A 21,687-nucleotide genomic window follows, 5' to 3' on the forward strand; every position below is an offset into this window, starting at 1 on the left:
GGAGGCTCCAATGCAGGCTGTCTGGTGCGGAGGTTAGAGCGGAATGCGGCAGGCAACCGCCCGCCCGGTCGGCGCGGGCGGGAAACGGCCCCCTCCTATTGCGCCTCCCCCAGCACGCGCAGGATTTCGTAGCAGGCACCGAATGGATGGTAGTCGGTCTTGCCTGAAGGGCTCTTGATGTCGCTCTGCTTCACACCGTCGGGCGAGAGAATGCGGAACCAGCAGCCATATTCGTGATCGATCAGGTGCCGCCAGCTGTAGCGCCAGAGCCTATCGTAATCCTGCCAGTAGCGCTCCCGGCCGGTGCGCCCGGCAAGCGCGGCCGCGGCCGCAATCGTTTCGCAATGGACCCAATGATATTTGTCGAGGTCGTAGAGCTTGCCGTCGGGGCCGTAGCTGTAATGCATGCCGCCGAATTCGAGATCGGCGCTTCTCGCGATTGCCGTCTCGTAGAGAAGGAGGGCTTTCGGCAGGATCCAGTCCTGAGGGCGATAGCGCTCGAGAATCAGGAGCAGCTTGGCCCATTCCGTCATGTGGCCCGGCTGGTAGCCGTAGGGCCGGAAGAGGTGCTTCGGATCGTCCTTGTTGTAGTCCCAGTCGACCGACCAGTCCTGGCGGTAATGCTCCCAGACCACGTCTTGAGTGTTGGCGGCAAGCTCGACGCAGATGCGCCGCGCGAGCGTTTCGGCGCGGTCCAGGTAACGGATCTCGCCGGTCGCTTCATAGGCCGCGAGCATCGCCTCGGTCATGTGCATGTTTGCGTTCTGGCCCCGATAGGGCGAAGTCGCCCCCCAGTCGCGGCAGATTTCGTCCTTGTAGAGTTCGCGGTCCGGCTCCCAGAAGCGGCTTTCGAGAAGATCCCAGGTCTGCGAAACCCGGGCGTCCATACCGGGAATTCCGGCCTTCATTGCCGTCGCATAGGCGAGCAGCACGAAGGCGTGGCCGTAGCAATGCTTCGTCGCGTCCGCCGCATCGCGGCCGTGCATCAGCCAGAAATAGCCGCCATGCACCGGATCGCGATGAACCTCGTCGAGGTATTTTACGCCATGGGCGGCCGCTTCCGCGAAGTCCGGGCGCTCGAACAGCACCGCGGCGGTCGCATAGTTGAAGATGAAGCGCGTGGTGGAGACGAGATGCTGGGTCTTCCGGTCGGTGATGAAACCGTCGTCGCGGTATTCGTTGTAATAGCCTCCGTCTTCCTCGTTGAGGCAGATCGGATGGTAGAAATCCATGATCTCGCGCATATGCGCGATCAGGAAGTCTTTCGAGCGGAAATCGGGAAGCGGTTTCATGACGGGCCTTCCGGTCAATCTGGAATGACGATGCCGAGCTTGGAAAGAACGCCGCCGTCGATCTTGATGTCGGCGCCCGTGATGAAGCGGGCCTTGTCGCTGGCAAGGAAGGCGACAAGTTCGGCGACTTCGGAGGACTTGCCGACGCGTCCGAGCGGATGTCCTTTGCCCCAGGCTTCGAGGGTCGCCTCGGCGGTGCCTTCGCCTTTCCACAGATCGGCGGCCCAGCGCAGCATCGGGGTATCGATGGAGGCGGGGCAGACGGCATTGACAGTGATATTGTCCCGGGCGTGATCCAGCGCCATGGCGCGCACGAGTGCATTGATCGCGCCTTTGCTCGCCGTATAGGCGGCGACGCCCGTCTGCGAAGCATAGGCCTGCACGGAAGAAATGGCGACGATCGCGCCGCCGCCGCGCTTGCGCATTTCGGGAATTGCGAACTTGGAGGCGAGGAAGATGCCCTTCAGGTTGATGTCGAGAACGTCATCCCAGACCTCATCCGGTGTGTCGACCACGGTGCCGTAGCGCTGGATGCCGGCGCAGCAGGCAAGAATATCGACGCCCCCATGGCGCGACATCGCGGCCTGAACCGCCGCTTCCATGTCGCCCTTGGAGCGGACGTCGCCGACGAACCCGGCGGCATTGTCCCCGATGGAAGCCACGGCCTCGTCGACCGAAGCCTTGTCGTTCGCCACGATCGTCACCTTGCCGCCACCCGCAGCAAAGCGATGGGCACAGGCGAGACCCATGCCGAGGCTGCCGCCGGTGACGACAATGCTCTTGCCGTTGAAATCGCTCATCACGCTGTCTCCGAAACAGAGGGGAACTTGTCGGACGCCTGCCCGAATTTCGGCTCTTCGACGCCGCGCCCCACGCCCTCGACCGCGAAGAGCCCGCCCTCCAGCGGATGCATATCGAGATGATCGTTCGTCATGGTGAAACGCGCCGAGGTCACGTAGAGGGTGGAAAGGTCAGTGCTGCCGAATGTGCAGCTCGTCGGCCAGCTTGCCGGCAGCTCGATCAGTTGCATGAGGCGGCCGGCTCCGTCGAATCCCGCGACGGCTGCGCCTCCCGCTACCCGGCAGTTCCAGAGCCGGTCGTCCGCATCGAGGCAGGAGCCGTCCGGCAGGCCGCGTGCGAAGCCGGCCACGATGGTGCGCCGGTTGTCGATCCTCCGGGCGGCAAGATCGCAATCGAACACGTAGATTTCGTTCGCGAGCGTGTCGGCGAAGAAGAAGCGGTTGTCCCGCGTCCAGCCCATGGTGTTGGTAATGCCGTATTCGTTAGGCGTGAGCTGCGACACGTGACCGGTGGGATCGATGCGGTAGACCGCGCCCGATTGCCGGTCCATGTCCTTCGGTGAGCCGCCTGCGTCAAGATTGCTCTGCATCGTCGCGACCCAGAAGGAACCGTCCGGTGCGACGCGACCCTCGTTGAGGCGATTTTCCGGCAGATCCGGCTCCGGCACGGCAAACTCCTCGAAAGGTCCGTCGGGCGTCCACAGGCAGACGTTGCGGCAGAGGCCGACGATGAACCCGCCATCCTTCCGCATGCCGATCGACGTCACGAAGTCCGGCGTCGGCCACGTGTCATGACGGCCGTTTTCCGGTTCGAGCCGATGGATGCGTTTGCGGACGATATCGACCCAGTAAAGCGCCTTCTCGTCCCCGGACCAGAGAACGCTCTCGCCGACGACGTCCTTCGCATCGAGGAGCAGGGAAACCGTGGCACTCATGGCCGCGTCATGAATTCGTTACGCAATGTCGCGGAACGTCCCCGCTTGCGATAGGCCATTGGTATCCTCCCAAACCACGTTTGCATTCTTGTATGCAAGATCTCAGAAAGCGTCAAGGGAGCTTCAATGGCGAGTAGCAAACCGAACGCTGTCCGAGTATTCTGCGCGCTATTGACGATTGCATGCAAAAATACACAGGGCTCTCGATGACGCGTGACATAAAAATCTCGGCCGCGGAGCATTGCTACCGCACGCTTTCGCGCAAGATCATCGGGCTCGAACTGAAGCCGAACGAGCCGATCGGCGAGCATGCGCTGGCCGGGCTCCTCGGGGTCAGCCGTACGCCCGTGCGCGAGGCCCTGTCGCGGCTGAGTGCGGAAGGACTTGTCGACCTCCGGTCACGGGCGGGCGTCGTGGTGGCGCCGATCCGCATGGACGCGGTCAGGACCGCCCAGTTCGTTCGCGAACAGCTGGAGCTGGCGGTCGTTGCCGAGGCGGCCGAGCGGCCGAACCGCCGCGTCCTGCTGGGCATAAGGCAGGCCATTGAGGAGCAGGAGCTCGCCATACTCGAGGACAACCCCGACCTGTTCTTCGAGTGCGACGAACGCATGCACGCGCTTTACTGCAGCCTGGCGGGCCGCGACGGAGTCTGGGCCTTCATCTCGGATGCCAAGAAGCATATGGACCGGGTCCGCCGTCTGTCGATACAGGCGGGGCAACTCGACCAGCTGGTCGAGGATCACTGGCGCGTTCTCAAGGCGGTGAGCGAAGGGGACGCGTCCCAGGCCCAGGAGATCATGCGGCTGCATCTGCGGCGCGCGATGGTCGATCTGGGCGAGCTTGCGCAGCGGTTTTCGTCCTATTTCGCGTTGGATGCCGCAGGCGATGCGCGTTAGGGCGCTTCAGTCGAGCGGTTGCTTCCGTAGCCCTCCCAAACAGAATTTGCAATCCGGCATTGACAACAACCGAAGGCAAATCTACGCATAGGTTAAGGCAGACCTATCTGATAGGTTGGAGGTTAACTTGATAGAGCTAAAGGCGGAGGAACAGTCCTCATCCGGGCGTTCCGGCGCGGAGGGGCTGCTCGGCGGCGTCATGACCGCCGTGAAGACCCATATTCGCGAAAACGGTCTTCAGGTCGGCGACTCGCTGCCGAGCGAAGGGACCTTTGCCGAAAAGCTGGGCGTATCCCGCAGCGTCGTGCGCGAGGCCTATCGTTCGCTTGCCGCGCTGACCCTGATCGATATCGGTAATGGCCGGCGTCCTCGGGTGGCCGCGCCCAAAGCGGACGTGCTTGCACTGGTGACCGACCATGCTGTGCATACCGATCAGGTGACGATCCAGCAGATTTTCGATGTCCGCCGGACTGTCGAGCGCCGTACCGTCGTGCTGGCAGCCATGCGCCGCACCGACAAGGAAGCCGCCGAAATCGTCGCGCTTGCCGAAGCGATGCAGCGGGATTTCGACCAGCCCGTCAGGGTGATGGAACACGATATCGCCTTTCACGAAGCGATCGGCAGGGCGTCCCGCAACCCGATGTTCGCGCTGATCGTCGGCTCCTTCCATGTCGTGACGCGCCATACCTGGCCGATCGGCTGGGCGAGCCGCGGCAGCAATGAGACGCGGCAGGAAAGTATCGACGGCCACATGACCATCGCGCAGGCCATCGCTAACGGCGATCCGGCGAAAGGCGAGGAGGCGATGGTCGAGCATTTCGATCTGACGGTAAAGGCGCTTTTGGCGGCAGGAGTTTATTGAGCATGAAGATCACGGAATTAGAAACGGTCCGCGTCCGCGACTTTCCCAATATTCTCTGGGTCCGCATCCACACGGACGAGGGGCTTGTCGGACTTGGCGAGACTTTCTTCATGGCGCAGACCGTGGAGACCTACATCCATGAGGTGGTGGCCCCGAAACTCGTCGGGCGCGACCCGCTGGAGATCGACCGCATCTCGAAGGATCTGACGGGCTATCTCGGCTTCCGGTCGACCGGGGCCGAGATGCGGGGCAATTCGGCGGTGGACATCGGCCTCTGGGACCTTTTCGGCAAGGCGACGAACCTGCCGATCGCCCAGCTTCTCGGCGGCTTCTCGCGCCGCGAGATCCGCACTTACAACACCTGCGCCGGCAACACCTATATGCGCGACGCCAAGGGCCAGCAGACGGCAAATTACGGCATCGGCGGCCCGCGGCGCGACTATGACGACCTGAACGGATTTCTGGAACGGGCGGACGAACTCGCCGAGGACCTCCTGTCGGAGGGCATCACGGCCATGAAGATCTGGCCGTTCGATATCGCCGCGGAGAAGAGCGGCGGTCAGTATATTTCCGGACCGGACCTGCGCAAGGCGCTGGAGCCCTTCGAGAAGATCCGAAAGCGCGTCGGCGACCGCATCGACATCATGGTCGAGTTCCACTCCATGTGGCAACTGACGCCCGCCATCCAGATCGCCCGAGCACTCGAACCCTATGCCACCTTCTGGCACGAAGACCCGATCAAGATGGACTCGCTTTCCAGTCTGAAGCGCTACGCGGCGGCAAGCCGCGCGCCGCTCTGCGCGTCGGAAACGCTCGCGACGCGATGGGCCTTCCGCGACCTCATGGAAACGGATGCGGCCGGGGTCGTAATGCTCGATCTCTCCTGGTGCGGCGGGATTTCCGAGGCAAAGAAGATCTCCACCATGGCGGAAGCCTGGCACCTGCCGGTCGCGCCGCATGATTGCACCGGACCGGTGGTGCTCGCCGCGTCGACGCACCTTTCGCTCAACGCGCCGAACGCTCTCGTCCAGGAAAGCGTGCGTGCCTATTACAAGACCTGGTACGCCGACCTTACGACGCAGTTGCCCACTGTGACGAACGGCATGATCACCATCCCGCCGGGGGCGGGGCACGGGGTCGATCTCGCTCCCGATCTCGACCGGAAATTCGAGGTGTCGCGGCGCAGTTCCTAGATCGAGGATTGAAGTTCGACTGACTTGTATGGTAGTAGGCCAATAGCCGCCGGGAGCTTGGAAGGGGGGCTGAATGCAGAACATCAAACCGCAGCGCGTTCTGTCCGCGATCGAGGCTGTCGGTCCGCAGGTCTATCGCATCCTGCGCGAGCAGATCATCCAGGCGGAGCTGGTGCCCGGCGCGCGTATCTCCGAAGCGGAGATAGCAAGAAGCCTATCGATCAGCCGCCAACCGGTTCGCGAAGCCTTCATCAAGCTGGCAGAGGAGGGGCTGGTACAGGTGCTGCCCCAACGCGGCACCTATGTGACGCGAATTTCGACGGCATCGGTCATGGACGTGCGCTTCGTGCGCGAGGCGATCGAGGCCGACATCGTGCGCCAGGTCGCCGGCGAGCATCCGGCGGCGATCGTCGACGAACTGCGCGAACAGATCGCTCGCCAGAAGCAGGTGCCGCATGACGATCGCGCTGCATTCCTGCGACTGGACGAACTCTTCCACCACACGCTCGCAACGGCCGCCGGCCGCGCCTATGCCTGGAGCGTCATCGAAAGCGTCAAGGCGCAGATGGACCGCGTCCGGTTCCTGAGCGTCGACGACCTGCAGATCGGCCGTCTGATCGAACAGCACGAGCGCATCGTAGACGCGATCGCGGCACGTGATGTCGGCGGGGCCGAGCAGGCGCTGCGCATGCATCTGCGCGAGATTTTGAAATCACTGCCCGAGATCGCGCGATCGCGGGAGGAATTCTTCGACGGCACCGGGTAACCGGCCGCCGCAATATGATCGATGTTCAACGGGAGGTAACGCATCATGATCAGGAAATTGATAGCAGGAACGGCCCTCGGGCTGACGCTGATGGCTCCAGCCGCCAGCGCGGAAGGTCTCAGCATCGCCTTCATCAGCCACTCGTCGGCCTCGAACACATTCTGGCAGGCGGTCAAGAAGGGCTATGACGACGCCTGCGAAAAGGTCGGGGCCTCGTGCCAGTTGATCCTCACGCAGACGGAAGGCGCGGTTGAGCAGGCCGTCGCCAATCTGCAGGCGGCGATCGCCTCGAGGCCGGACGCGATCTTCGTCGCGATCGTCGACAACAATGCCTATGACAACGTGATCAAGGAAGCCGTCGACGCCGGCATTCTGGTGCTCGCCGTCAATGTCGACGACAGCGAAGGCGCCAAGGGCAACGCCCGTAAGGCCTTCATCGGCCAGGGCTTCACCGCGGCCGGTTACTCGCTCGCCAAGGCCCAGTCGGAAAACTTCCCGAAGGACGGCCCGCTCAACCTGCTGGTCGGCGTCAACGCGCCGGGCCAGACCTGGTCCGAGCAGCGCGCCGGCGGCGTCACGAAATTTCTGGAGGAGTACAAGGCCGAGCATTCCGACCGCGAGGTGAACATCACCCGCATCGATTCGGCGACCGACCTCGCGCTGACCGCCGACCGTATCGGCGCCTATCTCAATGCCAACCCGGACACGACCGCCTATTTCGATACCGGCTACTGGCATGCCGGTGTCGCCAAGGTTCTGAAGGACCGCGGCATCGAGCCCGGCAAGGTCCTGCTCGGCGGTTTCGACCTCGTGCCCGAGGTGCTGCAGCAGATGGAGGCCGGCTATGTTCAGGTGCAGGTCGACCAGCAACCCTACATGCAGGGCTTCATCCCGGTCATGCAGGCCTATCTCTGGAAAACCGCGGGCCTGACACCCTCCGACGTCGATACGGGGCAGGGCATCGTCACTCCGAACGACGTGCCGACGATCCTCGAACTGGCGAAGCAGGGTCTGCGCTAACCCGGCGCTCCCCATAAGCAAACAGGCGTCTTGCCCGAGCGACTTCGAGACTGGAGCGGGATGCGCGGCTTTCCGTCCGCATCCCGCTCCGGCTCTCCGGATTCGATCACGTTGACGATCTCAGGCACCCGACCTGGGATCGCCGTGATCCGGCAGGCACGACGCCGAACCATGAATGACAGCCCATGAAGCGGTTTCTGAAAATCTATCTCGACAAGCCCGAGCTAGCCGGCCTTGCACTGCTGTTCGTCCTCGTCCTCGTCTTCCAGGCGAAGTCGAACGGCATTCTTCTTTCCTTCGAGAACATGCGTGGCGTGATGGGCCTTCTGCCGGAAATGGCGCTCGTCGCCATCGGCGTGACGCTCCTGATGATCTGCGGCGAATTCGACCTGTCGGTCGGGTCCGTCTTTGCGCTGATGCCCATGTCGATGGCGGTGCTATTGAATTCCGGCGTGCCCTTCCCCGTCGCGGTGCTGCTCGGTCTCATGATCTGCGGGGCGATCGGTTTCATCAATGGTTACGTGACGCTGCAATTCTCGATACCGAGCTTCATCACGACTCTGGGGATGCTCTTCATCGCGCGTTCGCTGACCATCGTCATATCAGGCGGTTTCCCGCCGCTTCTGCCGCCCGACCTGCCGACCTGGCTCTTCACGGACTACATCTGGCAGGGCTCGCCGTTCCGCATGTCCTTCCTCTGGTTCGTCGTCATTGCCGCACTCGTGGCGGCGCTGCTGTCGCTCACCAACTTCGGCAACTGGATTCGGGCGACCGGCGGCTTTAACGAGGCCGCCGCCTCGATGGGCATTCCGGTCAAGCGCGTGAAGATCGTCTGCTTCATGCTTTGCTCCGTACTGGCGGGCTTTGCAGGCCTGCTTCAGGTGCTGCGTCTCGGCTCGCCGCTGCCGTCGATCGGCGAAGGGCTGGAATTGCAGGCGGTCGCCGCGGCCGTCATCGGCGGTACGGCGCTCGCAGGAGGGATCGGCACGGTCTTCGGCGCCATCATCGGCGCGCTTCTGATCCGCACGATCGACAACGGCCTTGTCCTTTCCCGTGTCGATGCCAACTGGTTCAAGTTCGCGATCGGGGTTCTGACCATGTTTGCCGTCATCGCCAATGCCTGGATGGGCAAGATGTCCCGCAAGATCAAGGTGGAGGCGCACAAATGACCACACCGATCATCGAATGCCGCAACCTTCAGAAATGGTATAGCGGCGTGCATGCGCTGAAGAATGTCGATCTCACGATCCACCCCGGCGAGACCGTCGGCCTGGTCGGCGACAACGGCGCCGGCAAGTCGACGCTCATCAAGATTCTCTCGGGCGTCCACCATCAGGATTCCGGCGACGTTCTGATCGAAGGCCGCAAGGTAGCTCTTCGCAGCCCAAAGGATGCGATGCGCTACGGGCTGGAGACGATCTATCAGTACAATTCCATGGTTCCGACCATGTCGATCGCCCGCAATCTCTTCATCGGCCGCGAGCCGATGAAATGGTCGGTCTTCGGCGTCGGCATCATGGACCAGAAGCGCATGCGTGTCGAAAGCATCCAGGCCATCGCCGATGTCGACCTGCATCTGCGCTCGCCGGATGCGCTGGTCGGAGAGCTTTCGGGCGGCCAGCGGCAGGGCGTTGCGATCGCGCGCGCCATGCACTTCAAGTCGAAGGTGCTGATCCTGGACGAGCCGACAAACCATCTTTCGGTCAAGGAGACCGACAAGGTGATCGGCTTCGTGCGCGGCTTGAAGGCGCAGGGCCTGACCGGAATCTTCATCTCCCACAACATGCAGCACGTCTTCCAATCCTGCGACCGCATCGTCGCAATGGCCCGCGGCGAGATCGTGTTCGATAAACCGACCGCGGACACTTCGATAGACGAGGTTCACGCGCTTCTGTGAGGTAACGATGACAGAGCTTTCCGGAAAGACCATCCTCATTACCGGCGCGCTCGGCACGCTCGGCCGCGCCCAGGCCGAGCGGCTGGGGCGCGCCGGCGCCGGTTTGCTGCTGCTGCTGCTGGATCGCCCGGGCGCGGAAGCCGGGGAGGGCTTCGCGGCGAGCCTCGCCGCGGCTCACGAAACCATGGCGATCTATGTCGGCGAAGACCTGAATAACCTAGCTTCGGCGGAAAAGCGCGCAGCTACGCTTTCCAGCGAGCATGGCGGCATCGACATTCTCATCAACAATGCGGCGCTCATCATCAACAAGCCTTTCGAGGAATTTTCGCTGGAGGAATACGAAGACCAGGTCCGCGTCAACTCGTCGGCGGCTTTCGCGCTTGCCCGAGCCGTAACGCCCGGGATGAAGCAGAAGCGCTACGGCAAGATCGTGAACTTTTGCTCCCTCACGTTGAACGGCCGCTGGGACGGCTATGTGCCCTATGTAGCGTCCAAGGGCGCGATGCTGGGGCTGACGAAGGCGCTTGCGCGGGAACTCGGCCCCCACGGCGTGCGCGTCAACGCGGTGTCGCCGGGCGCGGTGGTTTCGGAGGCGGAAGAGCGGGTCTTTGCCGACCGCCTGCAACAATACAATGATTGGATCGTCGAAAACCAGTCGCTGAAGGCGCGCATCCAGCCCTCGGACGTCGCCGACCTGGTCCACTTCCTCGTCTCGCCGGCCTCCGACATGATTTCCGGCCAGAACATCGCGATCGACGGCGGCTGGTGATGCCGGCGATCGAGCTCTCCAACGGCGAGGCCCGCCTCCTCGCGCGGCCCGACCTTGGCGCCGGGCTGACGGCATTCGACGTGCTGCACGATGGCGTCTGGCAAGCGATCTTCCGAAGGGTCGATCCGTCGACCGCGCATCCCTTCGCGCTTTCGAACATTCTGCTTGTTCCTTTTTCCGGGCGTGTTTCCGGCGGCGGGTTCACGTTTGACGGAACCTTTCATGCCCTGCCGCGGAACGTGGAAACGGAGCTATACCCGATCCACGGGAACGGCTTTTCGGCCGCCTGGGACGTCGCCTCCCTGAGCGCGGATCTGCTCACGCTCACCCTATCCGCCGAGGGACCAGGGCCTTTCCGCTACGATGCGACGATGTCCTACCGCCTACAGGGCGCCGGCCTGCTCATGGAGCTGAGCCTTGTCAACCGCGCCAGGATCCGTCTGCCCTATGGCGCGGGTTTTCATCCCTGGTTCGTGCGCGAGCCGGATACGACGCTGCACGCGCCGGCCCGCGGCGTTTGGCTCGAGCAATCCGATCACCTGCCAAAGGCCCATGATGCCATAGCCGCACAAGCGGATTTGGATTTCAACAGGCCGAAGCCATTGCCGGCGCGCTGGATCAACAACTGGTTCGACGGCTGGGACGGCAAGGCGCGCATCCACTGGCCGAGTCGGGGGCTCGCGGTGGACGTGGATGCGAGCGAGGGGCTCCGCCAGTACGTCGTCTTCTCGCCCGCTGCGGCTGCAGATTTCTTCTGCTTCGAGCCGGTAACGCACCCTGTCGATGCGTTCAATCTGCCCGGCAAGGCCGAAGCCCACGGGCTCAAGATTCTCGAACCGGATGAATCGCTGGCCGTCTCTGCCCGTGTCGCCGCAGACTTTGGCTGAGCATGTCGTCAGCCACGGGTTCCCGGCGCAGCGCCAGTTGCAGAATGCCCGGTGAGCTCAGATGCTGCAGCCGCAAGGTTGAAGTGTTCTGATCGCGGAGAGAGCAGAGAATTTCCGCTTTTCCTGCTTTAACTCCTGTTTGCTGCTGTGCGGAAAATCGGTGCGCACTTTTCCTGGAATTGCTCTAGCGATTGACCGTCGACTATAATCCCTCCACGCATTCTGTTCCGATCGGTAGTCAATGTCCTCCCAAGAACGAAAGAAGTCTCGCGTTACGCTTCTCGACGTTGCGCGACACGCCAGCGTTTCCCGTGCGACCGCTTCCCTTGTTCTTCGCAAGAGCCCGCTGGTCGGCAGTGAGACGCGCGCTCGCGTCGAGCAGGCGATGCGGGATTTGGGCTATGTCTACAACATCGGCGCAGCCCGTCTGCGCGTCGAACGCAGCCAGATCATCGGCGCAATCGTGCCGAATCTCACCAATCCATTCTTCGCGGAACTCCTTTCAGGTATCGAGGAGGCTATCGGAGCCACCGGCAAGGTGGTCATTCTCGCCAATAGCGGGGAGAGGGTGGAGCGGCAGTCGATGCTGCTCCAGCGCATGCGCGAACATGGGGTGGACGGGGTCGTTCTTTGCCCCGCCGCGGGCACCGAACCTGACCTGTCCGAGCAGTTAGCCGCGTGGGGTATGCCCGTCGTCCAGGTATTGCGCCACATTTCCGTCGATATGGACTATGTCGGCGTGGACTATGCCGGCGGCATGCGTCAGGCGGTGGATTATCTCGCTTCGCTCGGTCATGAGAAGATTGCCTTTGCCGTACACGGCCCGTTTCATTCTGCCTATCGCGAGCGCGTGGACGGCTTCCGTGACGCCATGCTGGCAAAGGCGTTCGATCCCGAGATCCTGATCCATTTGCCGCCACAGCTCGGAGAAATCGCCGACTCGACCCACCTTCTGTTCGCAAAGGCTACACAGCCAACTGCCGTGATCTGCTTCAATCATCTTGTCGCTCTCGGCCTTGCAGCAGGACTTCACGATTGCGGGCTCACAATCGGACGCGATCTCTCGCTGATCGGCTTCGACGACGTGGCTGACGCCGAGGCCATCCGGCCGCGACTGACCTCGGTCTCGACCGGCCCCACCGCGATCGGCGAAATGGCGGCGCGGCTCCTTGTCGAGCGCATCGCCAATCCGGATTTGCCGCCGCGGCGCGTGGTGAACGATACGACGCTGAGCGTTCGGCAGTCCTGCGGCCGGCCCGCCTGATCGCGCCCGTTCCTGCCGTCATTTGCGGTTGACGCATGTCAGGAAACATTTTAGATCGATCTAACTGACGCAGATCGCGGGAAGCGCGGCATGCGGCGCCGGTAGTGTGGGAGGAGGTCCCGGCATGTACGAGTTCAACTTCGCGCCTGTACTCGCGTCTGTCGACCAGTTGCTGGTCGGCGCCTGGCTGACGGTTCGCCTGTCATGTGCAGCCATGTTGATCGGCCTCGTCGTTTCAGTCTTCTGCGCCTGGGGAAAGACGGCAGGACCGGCGATCCTGCGTCACGTAATCGATGGCTATATCGAGATCATCCGAAACACGCCTTTCCTGGTGCAGATATTCTTCATCTTCTTCGGCATGCCTTCGCTTGGCCTGAGGCTTTCGCCGAACAGCGCGGCGCTGCTGGCGCTTGTCGTCAATTTCGGCGCCTACGGTACGGAGATCATCCGCGCCGGGATCGAATCCATTCATAAGGGGCAGGTAGAGGCCGGCTGGGCGCTTGGGCTGTCGAGGCCCCAGATTTTCCGCTATGTCGTCATGAAGCCCGCCTTGCGTACCGTCTATCCCGCGCTCACCAGTCAGTTCATATACCTGATGCTGAATACCAGCGTCGTGTCGGTCATCTCAGCGGATGACCTGGCTGCTGCCGGCAACGACCTCCAGTCCGCCACCTTTGCGAGCTTCGAGGTCTATATCGCAGTCACTCTGATCTATCTTGCCCTGTCGGTCGGTTTCTCCGCGCTGTTTTACGCGCTCGAGAAAGCGGCCTTCAAATATCCCCTCGGCCGTTAGGAGCACTGTCATGATCAGAGCCTTCGGCTGGAACGAGTTTCTCGTCATCGTCGCCGCGGCACAGTGGACGATCGCCCTTTCCGCGATCGCCTTTGCCGGCGGCAGCGTCGGCGGACTGCTGGTCGCATTGATGCGCGTCTCCGAGACGCGAGCGCTGCGCCTTTTCGCCACGGGCTTCATCCGCGTCTTCCAGGGGACGCCGCTTCTGATGCAGCTCTTTCTGGTATTCTTCGGCATGAACATCTTCGGCTTTGCGATCAATCCCTGGATTGCCGCGACCATTGCGCTCGCGCTCCACGCCAGCGCCTTCCTGGGCGAGATCTGGCGCGGCTGCATCGAGGCCGTGCCGAAGGGACAGCGCGAGGCGGCGACTGCGCTCGGCCTGCGCTATTTCCGGTCGATGCGTCATGTGATCCTGCCTCAGGCGGCCCGTATCGCCGTCGCACCCACCGTCGGTTTCCTGGTGCAGCTCATAAAGGGCACCTCGCTCGCATCGATCATCGGCTTTACCGAGCTGACCCGGCAAGGGCAGATCATCAACAATGCGACGTTCAGTCCGTTCCTGGTGTTCGGTACCGTCGCCGCCGTCTATTTTCTGCTTTGCTGGCCGCTGTCGCTGATCGCACGCCGAATGGAAACACGTTTTTCCCGGGCAACGGCACGTTGACGGGCCTCCGCCGGCGGGAGGGCCGGCATATGAGAAGGGAAGGGCTAATGAATATCTCTAGACGCATAGCAATATCTGTCCTCGGCGCTGCGATTGTCGCGGGCCTGGTGGCGCCCGCAGCAGCGCAGACGGTAGAGACGATCAAATCGGCCGGTACGGTGAAGGTCGGCATGCTGGTCGACTTTCCGCCGTTCGGGATCATGGACGCGAACAACCAGCCGGATGGTTACGATGCCGATGTTGCAAAGCTGCTTGCCAAGGAGCTCGGAGTCGAAGTGACGATCGTGCCGGTGACGGGGCCTAACCGCATACCCTACCTGCAGAGCAATCAGGTGGATCTGCTGGTCGCCTCGCTAGGCATCACCGAGGAGCGCGCCAAGAACGTCGATTTCTCGCAGCCTTACGCAGGTATCTCGATCGGCGTGTTCGGCGCCGCGGACCTGGCCGTCACAAAGCCTGAAGATCTGGCCGGCAAGACGATCGGCGTCGCCCGCGCCAGCACGCAGGACACCGCGACCACAAAGATTGCCCCGCAGGACGCCAACATTCAACGCTTCGACGACGACGCCAGTGCGGTGCAAGCGCTCCTTTCCGGACAGGTCGAGCTGATCGGCGTTTCCAATGTCGTCGCCGCCCAGATCGAAGCCGCCGCCCCTGGGCGGTTCAATCAGAAGCTTCAGCTGAGCCAGCAGGTTCAGGGTATCGCCGTTCGCAAGGGATCGAGCGAGATGTTGAAGTTCGTCAACGGCTTCCTCGACAAGGTCAAGGCGGACGGACAGCTCAATGCCATCCACGAGAAGTGGCTCGGTTCTCCGCTGCCGGAATTCGTCACTGAAGCGAAATAGAATGGAGCCCTCGCGATGAACACGGAACGCGAACACGCCTCGCCCCCGGATTCGCGCGAGGCTTTGGACCCGGCCGTCCGCATGGAGGGCGTAAACAAGTGGTATGACGCCTTTCACGCGCTCAAGAACATCGATTTGACGGTCGGCCGCGGCGAACGGATCGTCATCTGTGGACCATCGGGTTCCGGCAAGTCGACGTTGATCAGGTGCATCAACCAGCTCGAGACCATTCATTCGGGCAGGATCGTCGTGGACGGCCACCACCTGACCGCCGGCGGGCGGAACGTCGATCTGGTCCGGCAGGAGACCGGCATGGTCTTCCAGCAGTTCAACCTTTTCCCGCACATGACGGTGCTGGAGAACTGCACGCTGGCTCCCATGAAGGTTCGGGGACTCGCCAAGGCAGAGGCCGAAGAGACGGCGATGAAATATCTCAAACGGGTGCGCATCCCCGAGCAGGCGGTGAAATATCCGGCGCAGCTTTCGGGCGGGCAGCAGCAGCGCGTCGCGATCGCGCGGGCACTGTGCATGAACCCCAAGATCATGCTCTTCGACGAACCGACCTCGGCCCTCGATCCGGAAATGGTCAAGGAGGTCCTGGACACGATGGTGGATCTCGCCAACGAAGGCATGACCATGCTTTGCGTCACGCATGAGATGGGCTTCGCACGAAGCGTCGCCGATCGTGTCGTCTTCATGGACCGCGGCGAGATCCTGGAGATCGCGCCGCCCGATGCCTTCTTCGGCGCCCCGCAACACGAGCGCACGCGCTTCTTCCTCGGCCAGATCTCCTGATGGCCACATCCAGGTAATTGGAGTTTCGAAACGTGAAACCAGATCTATTGCTCGTAGAGCCGATGATGCCGTTCGTCATGGACGAACTGCAGCGGAATTATACGGTTCACAGGCTTTACCAGGCCGCCGATCGGCCGGCGCTCGAAGCGGCACTCCCATCGATCCGCGCGGTTGCCACGGGCGGCGGCGCGGGCCTTTCCAATGAATGGATGGAGAAGCTTCCATCACTGGGGATCATCGCAATCAACGGGGTCGGGACGGACAAGGTGGATCTCGCCCGGGCGCGCCGTCGCAACATCGATGTGACGACGACGCCGGGTGTCCTCGCGGACGACGTCGCTGACCTCGGTATCGCGCTCATGCTCGCCGTCCTGCGGAGGGTCGGCGATGGCGACAGGCTGGTGCGCGAAGGCCGCTGGGCCGCTGGCGAACAACTACCGCTCGGCCATAGCCCGAAGGGAAAGCGGATCGGCGTACTCGGCCTCGGTCAGATCGGGCGGGCACTGGCGTCGCGCGCGGAGGCCTTCGGCATGTCGGTGCGATACTGGAACCGGTCCACCCTTTCCGGCGTCGACTGGATCGCGCATCAGAGCCCGGTCGACCTCGCGCGCGACAGCGACGTTCTGGCCGTCTGCGTGGCGGCGAGTGCGGCGACGCAGAACATCGTCGACGCGTCCCTTCTTCAGGCGCTCGGTCCCGAGGGTATCGTGGTAAACGTCGCGCGTGGCAACGTCGTCGACGAGGACGCCCTGATCGAAGCGTTGAAGTCCGGAACGATCGCGGGTGCCGGGCTCGATGTCTTCGTGAACGAACCCGCAATCCGAAGCGAATTCCATACCACGCCGAATACGGTGCTCATGCCGCATCAGGGCAGCGCGACCGTTGAGACGCGCATGGCCATGGGAAAGCTCGTGCTTGCAAATCTCGCCGCCCACTTTGCCGGCGAAAAAGCGCCGAACACCGTCAATTGAAGCGGGAAAAGACATCATGATCGTTCGTCAGGCCCTGTTCGAGGGAACCATCCGTCCTGGCCGGGAGCAGGCATTCCGTGGATACGTCGAAGAGACGCTGGTGCCCCTGTGGCGGGCCTTTCCAGGCGTCAGGGAAGTTCGGGTGCTCCATGCTGTCGACCGGGACGAGGGGGCACCAGCCTTCGCGATGATCCTTTCCACGACCTATGACGACCGCGAGGCTTTGGCGCGGGCCCTGGCGTCGCCCGTGCGCTACGAAAGCCGTGAATTGACGAAGGGTCTGCTGGAGATGTTCGAAGGGCACATTCACCACCATGTGTTCGAGCTGGACGCCCGATCGACGGCTTGAATGTGCGCTGCTCCCCAGGCCGCCAATACGTAGCACCTGCCCAGTTTTAGGCGATGGATACAGGCCATGCTCGTGACATTGCGGCGAGTGTCTGCGCAGGGTGGCAGGCCGTCGATTTGATATTCCAAGTTCATCCGAACAACTCCGGCGGCACGCCGCGTTTCACATACGTAGCGTATATGTGAGTTGACAGGCGCTGCGGATGCTGGTTCACATACGCTGCGTATGTAGAGCTGGTGGCGCGATCCCGGGCTGATGTCACAATCAGCCGGTGCCGGCAGAAACGTTGAAAAGGAATGAACAGATGACGCGACGCGACGCAATCTTTCCCGCAAATCGGCATGCCCTGTACGAAGCTCACGGATATTCAGCCGCGATCCGCTCCGGCGACCTCCTGTTCGTCTCCGGGCAGGTCGGCAGCCGTTCCGATGGTACTCCGGAACCGGATTTCGGGCGCCAGGTCCAATTGGCTTTCGACAATCTACGGGCGACGCTGAATGCGGCCGGCTGCACCTTCGACGATATAGTCGATGTGACCACGTTCCATACCGACCCCGAGAACCAGTTCGAAACCATCATGGCCGTCAAGAATCAGATCTTCGGCACTCCACCTTATCCCAACTGGACCGCGCTGGGCGTAAACTGGCTTGCCGGGTTCGATTTCGAGATCAAGGTCATCGCGCGCATTCCCGAGGCGGCATAGGATTTCTTCGACCGGAACACCGGCCCCGCAGCCCCCTATCCCGAAAGCACTCAAGCATTCTGAGGCATTGTCGGAACTTGAGACCGTGCCCTTGCATTTCTTCGTGGAAGGACGAAGGAGGCTTAGGTGAAAACGGCGTTGGCGGTATTTGGCGGGTTCGTCCTGTCTCTCGCGTTGTTCCTGAGCGGGGCGGTCGTCGCAGTCTTGTTCCTAACCGGCAAGCCTGCGCGCCAGCCGCAGCTGGACGTGAATCAGTCAGAGATATGGACCAAGCAGCCGCGAGCAGTCGACAGGGCGGCCCAGCAATTCGAGCGGCTGCCCGCCCGCCCCGCACCGTCCGACCTCAACGCTTCGAAAGAGCCTGAGACGCCCGCAATGGCCAATGAGGCCGAAAAGGAACGCTCTCCGGAGCCTTTGGACAGGATGGCCACCGCTTCAACTCAACCGCCGCCCGCGCAGGAGCAGCCGACGGCGTCGACAGTGCCCGCCGCTCATGCCGAATGGTGTGCAAAACGCTATCGCAGCTATCGTCCGTTCGACAACAGCTACAGATCTTTCAGTGGCGGACGGCGGACCTGCAACTCACCCTACATGGATGCGGCGTGGGGGCCGTCGGAGGATCTTTGGCCTGAAACGCCCGGTATCGATGCGGAAGATGCCGATGACCCCTCGACGCAGATGGAATACTCGGCCGATGATGGCGAGGCAATCAGACTGACGCAGGAGCATGTTGCCTATTGCTTCAGCCGCTACCGCTCCTACCGCCCCGAAGACAACAGTTACCAGCCTTACCGCGGCGGCCCGCGCAGGCAGTGCCGGTAACGAGGCGCCTGGTCGATTGCGCCGGGAGACGGCATCAACCGATTGAAAACAAAATCTCAGGCAAATTTTGCATAGGATGCTGCCCGAATTGAATTGGTCAGCCGCGGCGAGTCGTTCCTATGTTCCGACTGCATGTCTCGTTTCATCGGATCCGATGAAAGAAGAAACATGCGGCAAATTGACGATTTTGCAGCGACCTTTGCGCGTCTGAAAGAGGGCGCGGCGCTGTAGGGCAACGCGCGCAGCAAGGGGAACAGATGGGCAGGATCGTCTATGTCTACGGTCAATTCGTACCGGAAGAGGAGGCCCGCATAGGGCTTTTCGATCGCGGCTTCCTGTTCGGCGATGCCGTCTACGAAGTGACGGCGGTTATCGGCGGGCGGATGATCGACAACGACCTGCATCTTGACCGTCTCGAACGCTCGCTGAGGGAACTCGCCATTCCGCTCGGCCTCTCGCGCAAGGAGATTGCCGGCGTCCAGGCGGAATTGATCGCCCGCAACGCCTTGCGGGACGGCACAATCTATCTGCAGGTCTCGCGCGGCGAGGCGGATCGCGACTTTCTCTATTCCGACGCACTGGCGCCGCGGTTCGTCGGCTTCACGCAGGCGAAGACGCTGACCGGCACGAAGGCCCAGCAGGACGGCATCTCGGTCGATCTCGCCGACGATCCGCGCTGGCACCGTCGCGACATCAAGACCGCCATGCTGCTCGGTCAGGTCATGGCGAAGCAGGCGGCCCGCGCCCGCGGTTTCGACGATGTCTGGCTGGTGGAGAACGGACTGGTGACGGAGGGCGCATCCTCCACGGCCCATGTCATCACCGGTGACGGGCGCATCCTTACCCGCGCCGCGTCGCGCGCGACGCTGCCCGGCTGCACGCAGCGCGCCCTCGCACTGCTCTGTGCCGCCGAAGATCTCGCGATCGAGGAGCGCGCCTTCACGCCCAACGAGGCGCAGGCCGCCGCGGAGGCGTTCCAGACCTCCGCCTCGAGCCTCGTCATGCCCGTCGTGCGCATCGGCGACCGGGTGGTCGGCAACGGCAAGCCCGGTCCGATGACCCGAAAACTCCAGGCCCTCTACCTGGAAGCGGCTGGCGTTCCGGTCTAGATCCGTCGACTGTTTCACTGAAACGGAAAAGCGATGTAGGGAGGGGCGATATGAAGACCGCACGGGAACTGGGGCTGATCCCGCAGGGCAGGCTGGAACCGGGGCCGGGCAATGCCATTACGGACGTCGCGGGCGTTTCGGTCGGCCACCGGTCGCTGCGCGGCGAGGGCCTCTTCACCGGGGTCACGGCGATCCTCCCGCATGCAGGCGACGTGTTCCGCGTGAAGCCGCGGGCGGCGGTGGAGGTAATCAACGGCTTCGGCAAGTCGGCGGGGCTGATGCAGGTGGCCGAACTCGGCACGATCGAGACGCCGATCATGCTCACCAACACCTTTGGCGTTGCCGCCTGCACCGAAGCGCTGGTCCGCCGCGCCATCTCCGCTAACCCGGCGATCGGGCGAAAGACCTCGACCGTCAATGCACTGGTCTGCGAGTGCAATGACGGCAGCATAAACGACATTCAGGCGCTGGCGGTAACGCCCGCCGACGCCGAGGCGGCGCTGGACGCCGCGCGCACGGGGCCGGTGGAACAGGGTGCGGTCGGCGCCGGCTCCGGCATGACCGCCTTCGGCTTCAAGGCCGGCATCGGCACGGCCTCGCGGCGCATGCGAGTCGGCAAGCGCGACTTCACGCTCGGCACGCTGGTCCTTGCCAATTTCGGCGCGGCGGGGGACCTCGTCCTGCCGGACGGGCGCCGGCCCGATCCGCGCGTGCCGGCCGGTCCCGAGCGCGGCTCCGTCATCGTCGTCATGGCGACCGATCTTCCCTTGGCAGATCGCCAGTTGCAGCGGGTCGCGCGGCGTGCCGGCGCGGGCCTTGCCCGGCTCGGCGCATTCTGGGGCCATGGCAGCGGCGATGTCGCCCTCTGTTTCACCACCGCCGACCCGGTGGAACATGAGCCTGCCACAGCGTTCACCACGCAGGAGCGGCTCGCCGACGGCCACATCGACATCGCCTTCCGCGCCGCCGCTGATACGACGCAGGAGGCCGTCCTGAACGCGCTCTGCATGGCCCCCGCCATGCCGGCGCGCAACGGCCGCATCTATCCCTGCCTTGCCGACTGGTTGATGGAGAACCCGTCCCCGTGATCCAGTGAAGGTCTGATCAGGCCGGTGCGGGTTCCAGGAGTCGCTGCGCCGTCGCCCATAGTTCCTCGACCTTGCGGTTGCGGCTCGCTGCGTGGCGGTAAAGGCGGATTTCGAGGTCGAGGTTCCAACCCTCGTCGGCAGAGGCAGGCACGAGGCGGCGCGCGTCGATTTCCTCGCGCGCCAGGCTCTCCGGCAGCCAGCACACGCCCGCACCCGTCACCGCCATGTTCATCAGGCCGGCGCTGATTGTGTTTTCGTGCGTCGTACGGCGCCGGAAGGGCGGGCGGCGCAGCAGCAGGCGCGACAGGGCGACCCCGAAGAAGGAATTGAAGCCGTAGCTCAGATAGGGGATGGCGAGCCGCGGCTGCGCGATGGCGCGGTCGAGGAGGTTCAGTCCGGGCTGCGGATCGCCGGACAGTACGATCTCCGCCGCGACCAGCGGAATCAGTCGGTCATGGGCTACGGTCAGCGAGGAAAACTGCCCGCTATCGAGATGAAACGGCACTTCCGGATGCGCATAGGTGAGGAAGAAATCCGCCTCATCGCCGACGAGCGCGTCGAGGTTCGCTTCGATTCCGCCGCGGTCCGGAATGAGCGAGGTGCTGAACGATCCACCCGCCGCTTCCAGCGTCTTCAGCCAGCGGGGGAAGAAGGTGACCGTCAGCGTATGCAGCGCGGCAAAGCGGATGAGGCCCGGCTCGTGCGGGAGACGCAGCACTTCGCGCGCCGCATAGAAGGTGCGGATCGCTTCCTGTGCGACCGGCAGGAAATTGCGCCCCGCAGGCGTGAGTTCGGCCGGCATGGTCGCGCGGCTGATCAGCGTTGCGCCCAGCCAACTCTCCAACTGCTTGATCCGGCGGCTGAAGACAGGTTGAGTCACGTTGCGCAGCTCGGCCGCGCGCGAGAAGCTGGACGTGTCGGCAAGCGTCACGAAATCCTCCAGCCACTTGATCTCCATGTCCGC

24 protein-coding genes are annotated in these 21,687 nt (G+C 63.1%); 20 read left to right on the forward strand and 4 right to left on the reverse strand.

Going from position 1 to position 21,687, the window contains the following annotated elements:
* Window positions 1-95: 95 nt before the first annotated feature.
* The 3 genes from PZL22_RS28305 to PZL22_RS28315 are packed head-to-tail and all read right to left on the reverse strand — an operon-like array spanning window position 96 to window position 3,027.
* Entirely contained in the window at window positions 96-1,292 is a 1,197-nt protein-coding gene (locus tag PZL22_RS28305) for an AGE family epimerase/isomerase (protein ID WP_014532125.1), read from the reverse strand.
* Window positions 1,293-1,306: 14 nt separating this feature from the next.
* Window positions 1,307-2,092, reverse strand: a complete 786-nt coding sequence (locus PZL22_RS28310) for an SDR family NAD(P)-dependent oxidoreductase (RefSeq protein ID WP_013845151.1) — start codon at window positions 2,090-2,092, stop codon at window positions 1,307-1,309.
* The gene (locus PZL22_RS28315; protein ID WP_014990361.1) at window positions 2,092-3,027 is read right to left on the reverse strand and encodes an SMP-30/gluconolactonase/LRE family protein; all 936 of its coding nucleotides are present in this window, start codon (window positions 3,025-3,027) and stop codon (window positions 2,092-2,094) included. The genes PZL22_RS28310 and PZL22_RS28315 overlap by 1 nt, the downstream gene beginning before the upstream one ends.
* A 206-nt stretch (window positions 3,028-3,233) precedes the next feature.
* Between PZL22_RS28315 and PZL22_RS28320 the strand changes: the two genes are divergently transcribed.
* The 20 genes from PZL22_RS28320 to PZL22_RS28415 all read left to right on the forward strand — a co-directional run bounded on the left by PZL22_RS28320 (window position 3,234) and on the right by PZL22_RS28415 (window position 20,723).
* Window positions 3,234-3,923: a GntR family transcriptional regulator gene (locus PZL22_RS28320; RefSeq protein WP_127701663.1), complete on the forward strand. Its 690-nt coding sequence runs from the start codon at window positions 3,234-3,236 to the stop codon at window positions 3,921-3,923.
* Window positions 3,924-4,050: 127 nt separating this feature from the next.
* Window positions 4,051-4,785: a FadR/GntR family transcriptional regulator gene (locus tag PZL22_RS28325; protein ID WP_010967030.1), complete on the forward strand. Its 735-nt coding sequence runs from the start codon at window positions 4,051-4,053 to the stop codon at window positions 4,783-4,785.
* Between the two features lie 2 nt (window positions 4,786-4,787).
* Window positions 4,788-5,978, forward strand: coding sequence for a mandelate racemase/muconate lactonizing enzyme family protein (locus PZL22_RS28330; protein ID WP_014532123.1), 1,191 nt, complete (start codon window positions 4,788-4,790; stop codon window positions 5,976-5,978).
* Window positions 5,979-6,051: 73 nt separating this feature from the next.
* On the forward strand, window positions 6,052-6,744 hold the full coding sequence (locus tag PZL22_RS28335; protein WP_014532122.1) for a GntR family transcriptional regulator: 693 nt from the start codon (window positions 6,052-6,054) through the stop codon (window positions 6,742-6,744).
* Window positions 6,745-6,789: 45 nt separating this feature from the next.
* Window positions 6,790-7,764, forward strand: coding sequence for a sugar ABC transporter substrate-binding protein (locus PZL22_RS28340; protein ID WP_127701661.1), 975 nt, complete (start codon window positions 6,790-6,792; stop codon window positions 7,762-7,764).
* A 185-nt stretch (window positions 7,765-7,949) separates the two neighbouring features.
* Window positions 7,950-8,933: an ABC transporter permease gene (locus tag PZL22_RS28345; protein WP_127701662.1), complete on the forward strand. Its 984-nt coding sequence runs from the start codon at window positions 7,950-7,952 to the stop codon at window positions 8,931-8,933.
* Window positions 8,930-9,661, forward strand: a complete 732-nt coding sequence (locus PZL22_RS28350) for an ATP-binding cassette domain-containing protein (RefSeq protein ID WP_014528188.1) — start codon at window positions 8,930-8,932, stop codon at window positions 9,659-9,661. The genes PZL22_RS28345 and PZL22_RS28350 overlap by 4 nt, the downstream gene beginning before the upstream one ends.
* 7 nt (window positions 9,662-9,668) lie before the next feature.
* Window positions 9,669-10,430, forward strand: coding sequence for an SDR family oxidoreductase (locus PZL22_RS28355; protein WP_284718725.1), 762 nt, complete (start codon window positions 9,669-9,671; stop codon window positions 10,428-10,430).
* Window positions 10,430-11,317 carry an aldose 1-epimerase gene (locus PZL22_RS28360; protein WP_010967037.1) on the forward strand — a complete coding sequence of 296 codons (888 nt, stop codon included), beginning with the start codon at window positions 10,430-10,432 and terminating at the stop codon, window positions 11,315-11,317. The genes PZL22_RS28355 and PZL22_RS28360 overlap by 1 nt, the downstream gene beginning before the upstream one ends.
* Before the next feature lie 241 nt (window positions 11,318-11,558).
* Window positions 11,559-12,581, forward strand: a complete 1,023-nt coding sequence (locus tag PZL22_RS28365; RefSeq protein WP_127641179.1) for a LacI family DNA-binding transcriptional regulator — start codon at window positions 11,559-11,561, stop codon at window positions 12,579-12,581.
* A 124-nt stretch (window positions 12,582-12,705) separates the two neighbouring features.
* Window positions 12,706-13,374 carry an amino acid ABC transporter permease gene (locus tag PZL22_RS28370; RefSeq protein ID WP_127641178.1) on the forward strand — a complete coding sequence of 223 codons (669 nt, stop codon included), beginning with the start codon at window positions 12,706-12,708 and terminating at the stop codon, window positions 13,372-13,374.
* 10 nt (window positions 13,375-13,384) lie between these two features.
* Window positions 13,385-14,041, forward strand: coding sequence for an amino acid ABC transporter permease (locus PZL22_RS28375; RefSeq protein ID WP_010967040.1), 657 nt, complete (start codon window positions 13,385-13,387; stop codon window positions 14,039-14,041).
* A 47-nt stretch (window positions 14,042-14,088) separates the two neighbouring features.
* Complete coding sequence (locus PZL22_RS28380) at window positions 14,089-14,886, forward strand: transporter substrate-binding domain-containing protein (RefSeq protein ID WP_041169943.1); 798 nt, start codon at window positions 14,089-14,091, stop codon at window positions 14,884-14,886.
* A 15-nt stretch (window positions 14,887-14,901) separates the two neighbouring features.
* Window positions 14,902-15,681, forward strand: a complete 780-nt coding sequence (locus PZL22_RS28385) for an amino acid ABC transporter ATP-binding protein (protein WP_127641177.1) — start codon at window positions 14,902-14,904, stop codon at window positions 15,679-15,681.
* Window positions 15,682-15,743: 62 nt separating this feature from the next.
* Window positions 15,744-16,652 (forward strand): 2-hydroxyacid dehydrogenase, encoded by a 909-nt coding sequence (locus tag PZL22_RS28390; protein WP_164833649.1) that lies wholly within the window; start codon window positions 15,744-15,746, stop codon window positions 16,650-16,652.
* Between the two features lie 16 nt (window positions 16,653-16,668).
* Window positions 16,669-17,001, forward strand: coding sequence for a putative antibiotic biosynthesis monooxygenase (locus PZL22_RS28395; protein WP_127641176.1), 333 nt, complete (start codon window positions 16,669-16,671; stop codon window positions 16,999-17,001).
* Between the two features lie 304 nt (window positions 17,002-17,305).
* Complete coding sequence (locus tag PZL22_RS28400) at window positions 17,306-17,704, forward strand: RidA family protein (RefSeq protein ID WP_003525348.1); 399 nt, start codon at window positions 17,306-17,308, stop codon at window positions 17,702-17,704.
* A gap of 126 nt (window positions 17,705-17,830) precedes the next feature.
* Window positions 17,831-18,526, forward strand: a complete 696-nt coding sequence (locus tag PZL22_RS28405; protein WP_014532115.1) for a BA14K family protein — start codon at window positions 17,831-17,833, stop codon at window positions 18,524-18,526.
* A 257-nt stretch (window positions 18,527-18,783) separates the two neighbouring features.
* Window positions 18,784-19,635 (forward strand): D-amino-acid transaminase, encoded by an 852-nt coding sequence (locus tag PZL22_RS28410; RefSeq protein ID WP_013845141.1) that lies wholly within the window; start codon window positions 18,784-18,786, stop codon window positions 19,633-19,635.
* Between the two features lie 50 nt (window positions 19,636-19,685).
* Window positions 19,686-20,723, forward strand: a complete 1,038-nt coding sequence (locus PZL22_RS28415; protein ID WP_127702025.1) for a DmpA family aminopeptidase — start codon at window positions 19,686-19,688, stop codon at window positions 20,721-20,723.
* A gap of 16 nt (window positions 20,724-20,739) precedes the next feature.
* On the opposite strand, the gene PZL22_RS28420 is transcribed toward PZL22_RS28415, so the two are convergent.
* The gene (locus PZL22_RS28420; protein ID WP_127702026.1) at window positions 20,740-21,681 is read right to left on the reverse strand and encodes a LysR family transcriptional regulator; all 942 of its coding nucleotides are present in this window, start codon (window positions 21,679-21,681) and stop codon (window positions 20,740-20,742) included.
* Window positions 21,682-21,687 lie beyond the last annotated feature (6 nt).

The sequence above is a fragment of the Ensifer meliloti genome, assembly GCF_030064585.1.
Lineage (GTDB): Bacteria > Pseudomonadota > Alphaproteobacteria > Rhizobiales > Rhizobiaceae > Sinorhizobium > Sinorhizobium meliloti.

What these genes read in the sequence shown, in the direction of transcription:
- PZL22_RS28305 (WP_014532125.1), bottom strand. Translation starts at nt 1,292, where the DNA reads ATGAAACCGCTTCCCGATTTCCGCTCGAAAGACTTCCTGATCGCGCAT.
- PZL22_RS28310 (WP_013845151.1), bottom strand. Translation starts at nt 2,092, where the DNA reads ATGAGCGATTTCAACGGCAAGAGCATTGTCGTCACCGGCGGCAGCCTC.
- PZL22_RS28315 (WP_014990361.1), bottom strand. Translation starts at nt 3,027, where the DNA reads ATGAGTGCCACGGTTTCCCTGCTCCTCGATGCGAAGGACGTCGTCGGC.
- PZL22_RS28320 (WP_127701663.1), top strand. Translation starts at nt 3,234, where the DNA reads ATGACGCGTGACATAAAAATCTCGGCCGCGGAGCATTGCTACCGCACG.
- PZL22_RS28330 (WP_014532123.1), top strand. Translation starts at nt 4,788, where the DNA reads ATGAAGATCACGGAATTAGAAACGGTCCGCGTCCGCGACTTTCCCAAT.
- PZL22_RS28335 (WP_014532122.1), top strand. Translation starts at nt 6,052, where the DNA reads ATGCAGAACATCAAACCGCAGCGCGTTCTGTCCGCGATCGAGGCTGTC.
- PZL22_RS28340 (WP_127701661.1), top strand. Translation starts at nt 6,790, where the DNA reads ATGATCAGGAAATTGATAGCAGGAACGGCCCTCGGGCTGACGCTGATG.
- PZL22_RS28345 (WP_127701662.1), top strand. Translation starts at nt 7,950, where the DNA reads ATGAAGCGGTTTCTGAAAATCTATCTCGACAAGCCCGAGCTAGCCGGC.
- PZL22_RS28350 (WP_014528188.1), top strand. Translation starts at nt 8,930, where the DNA reads ATGACCACACCGATCATCGAATGCCGCAACCTTCAGAAATGGTATAGC.
- PZL22_RS28355 (WP_284718725.1), top strand. Translation starts at nt 9,669, where the DNA reads ATGACAGAGCTTTCCGGAAAGACCATCCTCATTACCGGCGCGCTCGGC.
- PZL22_RS28360 (WP_010967037.1), top strand. Translation starts at nt 10,430, where the DNA reads ATGCCGGCGATCGAGCTCTCCAACGGCGAGGCCCGCCTCCTCGCGCGG.
- PZL22_RS28365 (WP_127641179.1), top strand. Translation starts at nt 11,559, where the DNA reads ATGTCCTCCCAAGAACGAAAGAAGTCTCGCGTTACGCTTCTCGACGTT.
- PZL22_RS28370 (WP_127641178.1), top strand. Translation starts at nt 12,706, where the DNA reads ATGTACGAGTTCAACTTCGCGCCTGTACTCGCGTCTGTCGACCAGTTG.
- PZL22_RS28375 (WP_010967040.1), top strand. Translation starts at nt 13,385, where the DNA reads ATGATCAGAGCCTTCGGCTGGAACGAGTTTCTCGTCATCGTCGCCGCG.
- PZL22_RS28380 (WP_041169943.1), top strand. Translation starts at nt 14,089, where the DNA reads ATGAATATCTCTAGACGCATAGCAATATCTGTCCTCGGCGCTGCGATT.
- PZL22_RS28385 (WP_127641177.1), top strand. Translation starts at nt 14,902, where the DNA reads ATGAACACGGAACGCGAACACGCCTCGCCCCCGGATTCGCGCGAGGCT.
- PZL22_RS28390 (WP_164833649.1), top strand. Translation starts at nt 15,744, where the DNA reads ATGATGCCGTTCGTCATGGACGAACTGCAGCGGAATTATACGGTTCAC.
- PZL22_RS28395 (WP_127641176.1), top strand. Translation starts at nt 16,669, where the DNA reads ATGATCGTTCGTCAGGCCCTGTTCGAGGGAACCATCCGTCCTGGCCGG.
- PZL22_RS28400 (WP_003525348.1), top strand. Translation starts at nt 17,306, where the DNA reads ATGACGCGACGCGACGCAATCTTTCCCGCAAATCGGCATGCCCTGTAC.
- PZL22_RS28410 (WP_013845141.1), top strand. Translation starts at nt 18,784, where the DNA reads ATGGGCAGGATCGTCTATGTCTACGGTCAATTCGTACCGGAAGAGGAG.
- PZL22_RS28415 (WP_127702025.1), top strand. Translation starts at nt 19,686, where the DNA reads ATGAAGACCGCACGGGAACTGGGGCTGATCCCGCAGGGCAGGCTGGAA.
- PZL22_RS28420 (WP_127702026.1), bottom strand. Translation starts at nt 21,681, where the DNA reads ATGGAGATCAAGTGGCTGGAGGATTTCGTGACGCTTGCCGACACGTCC.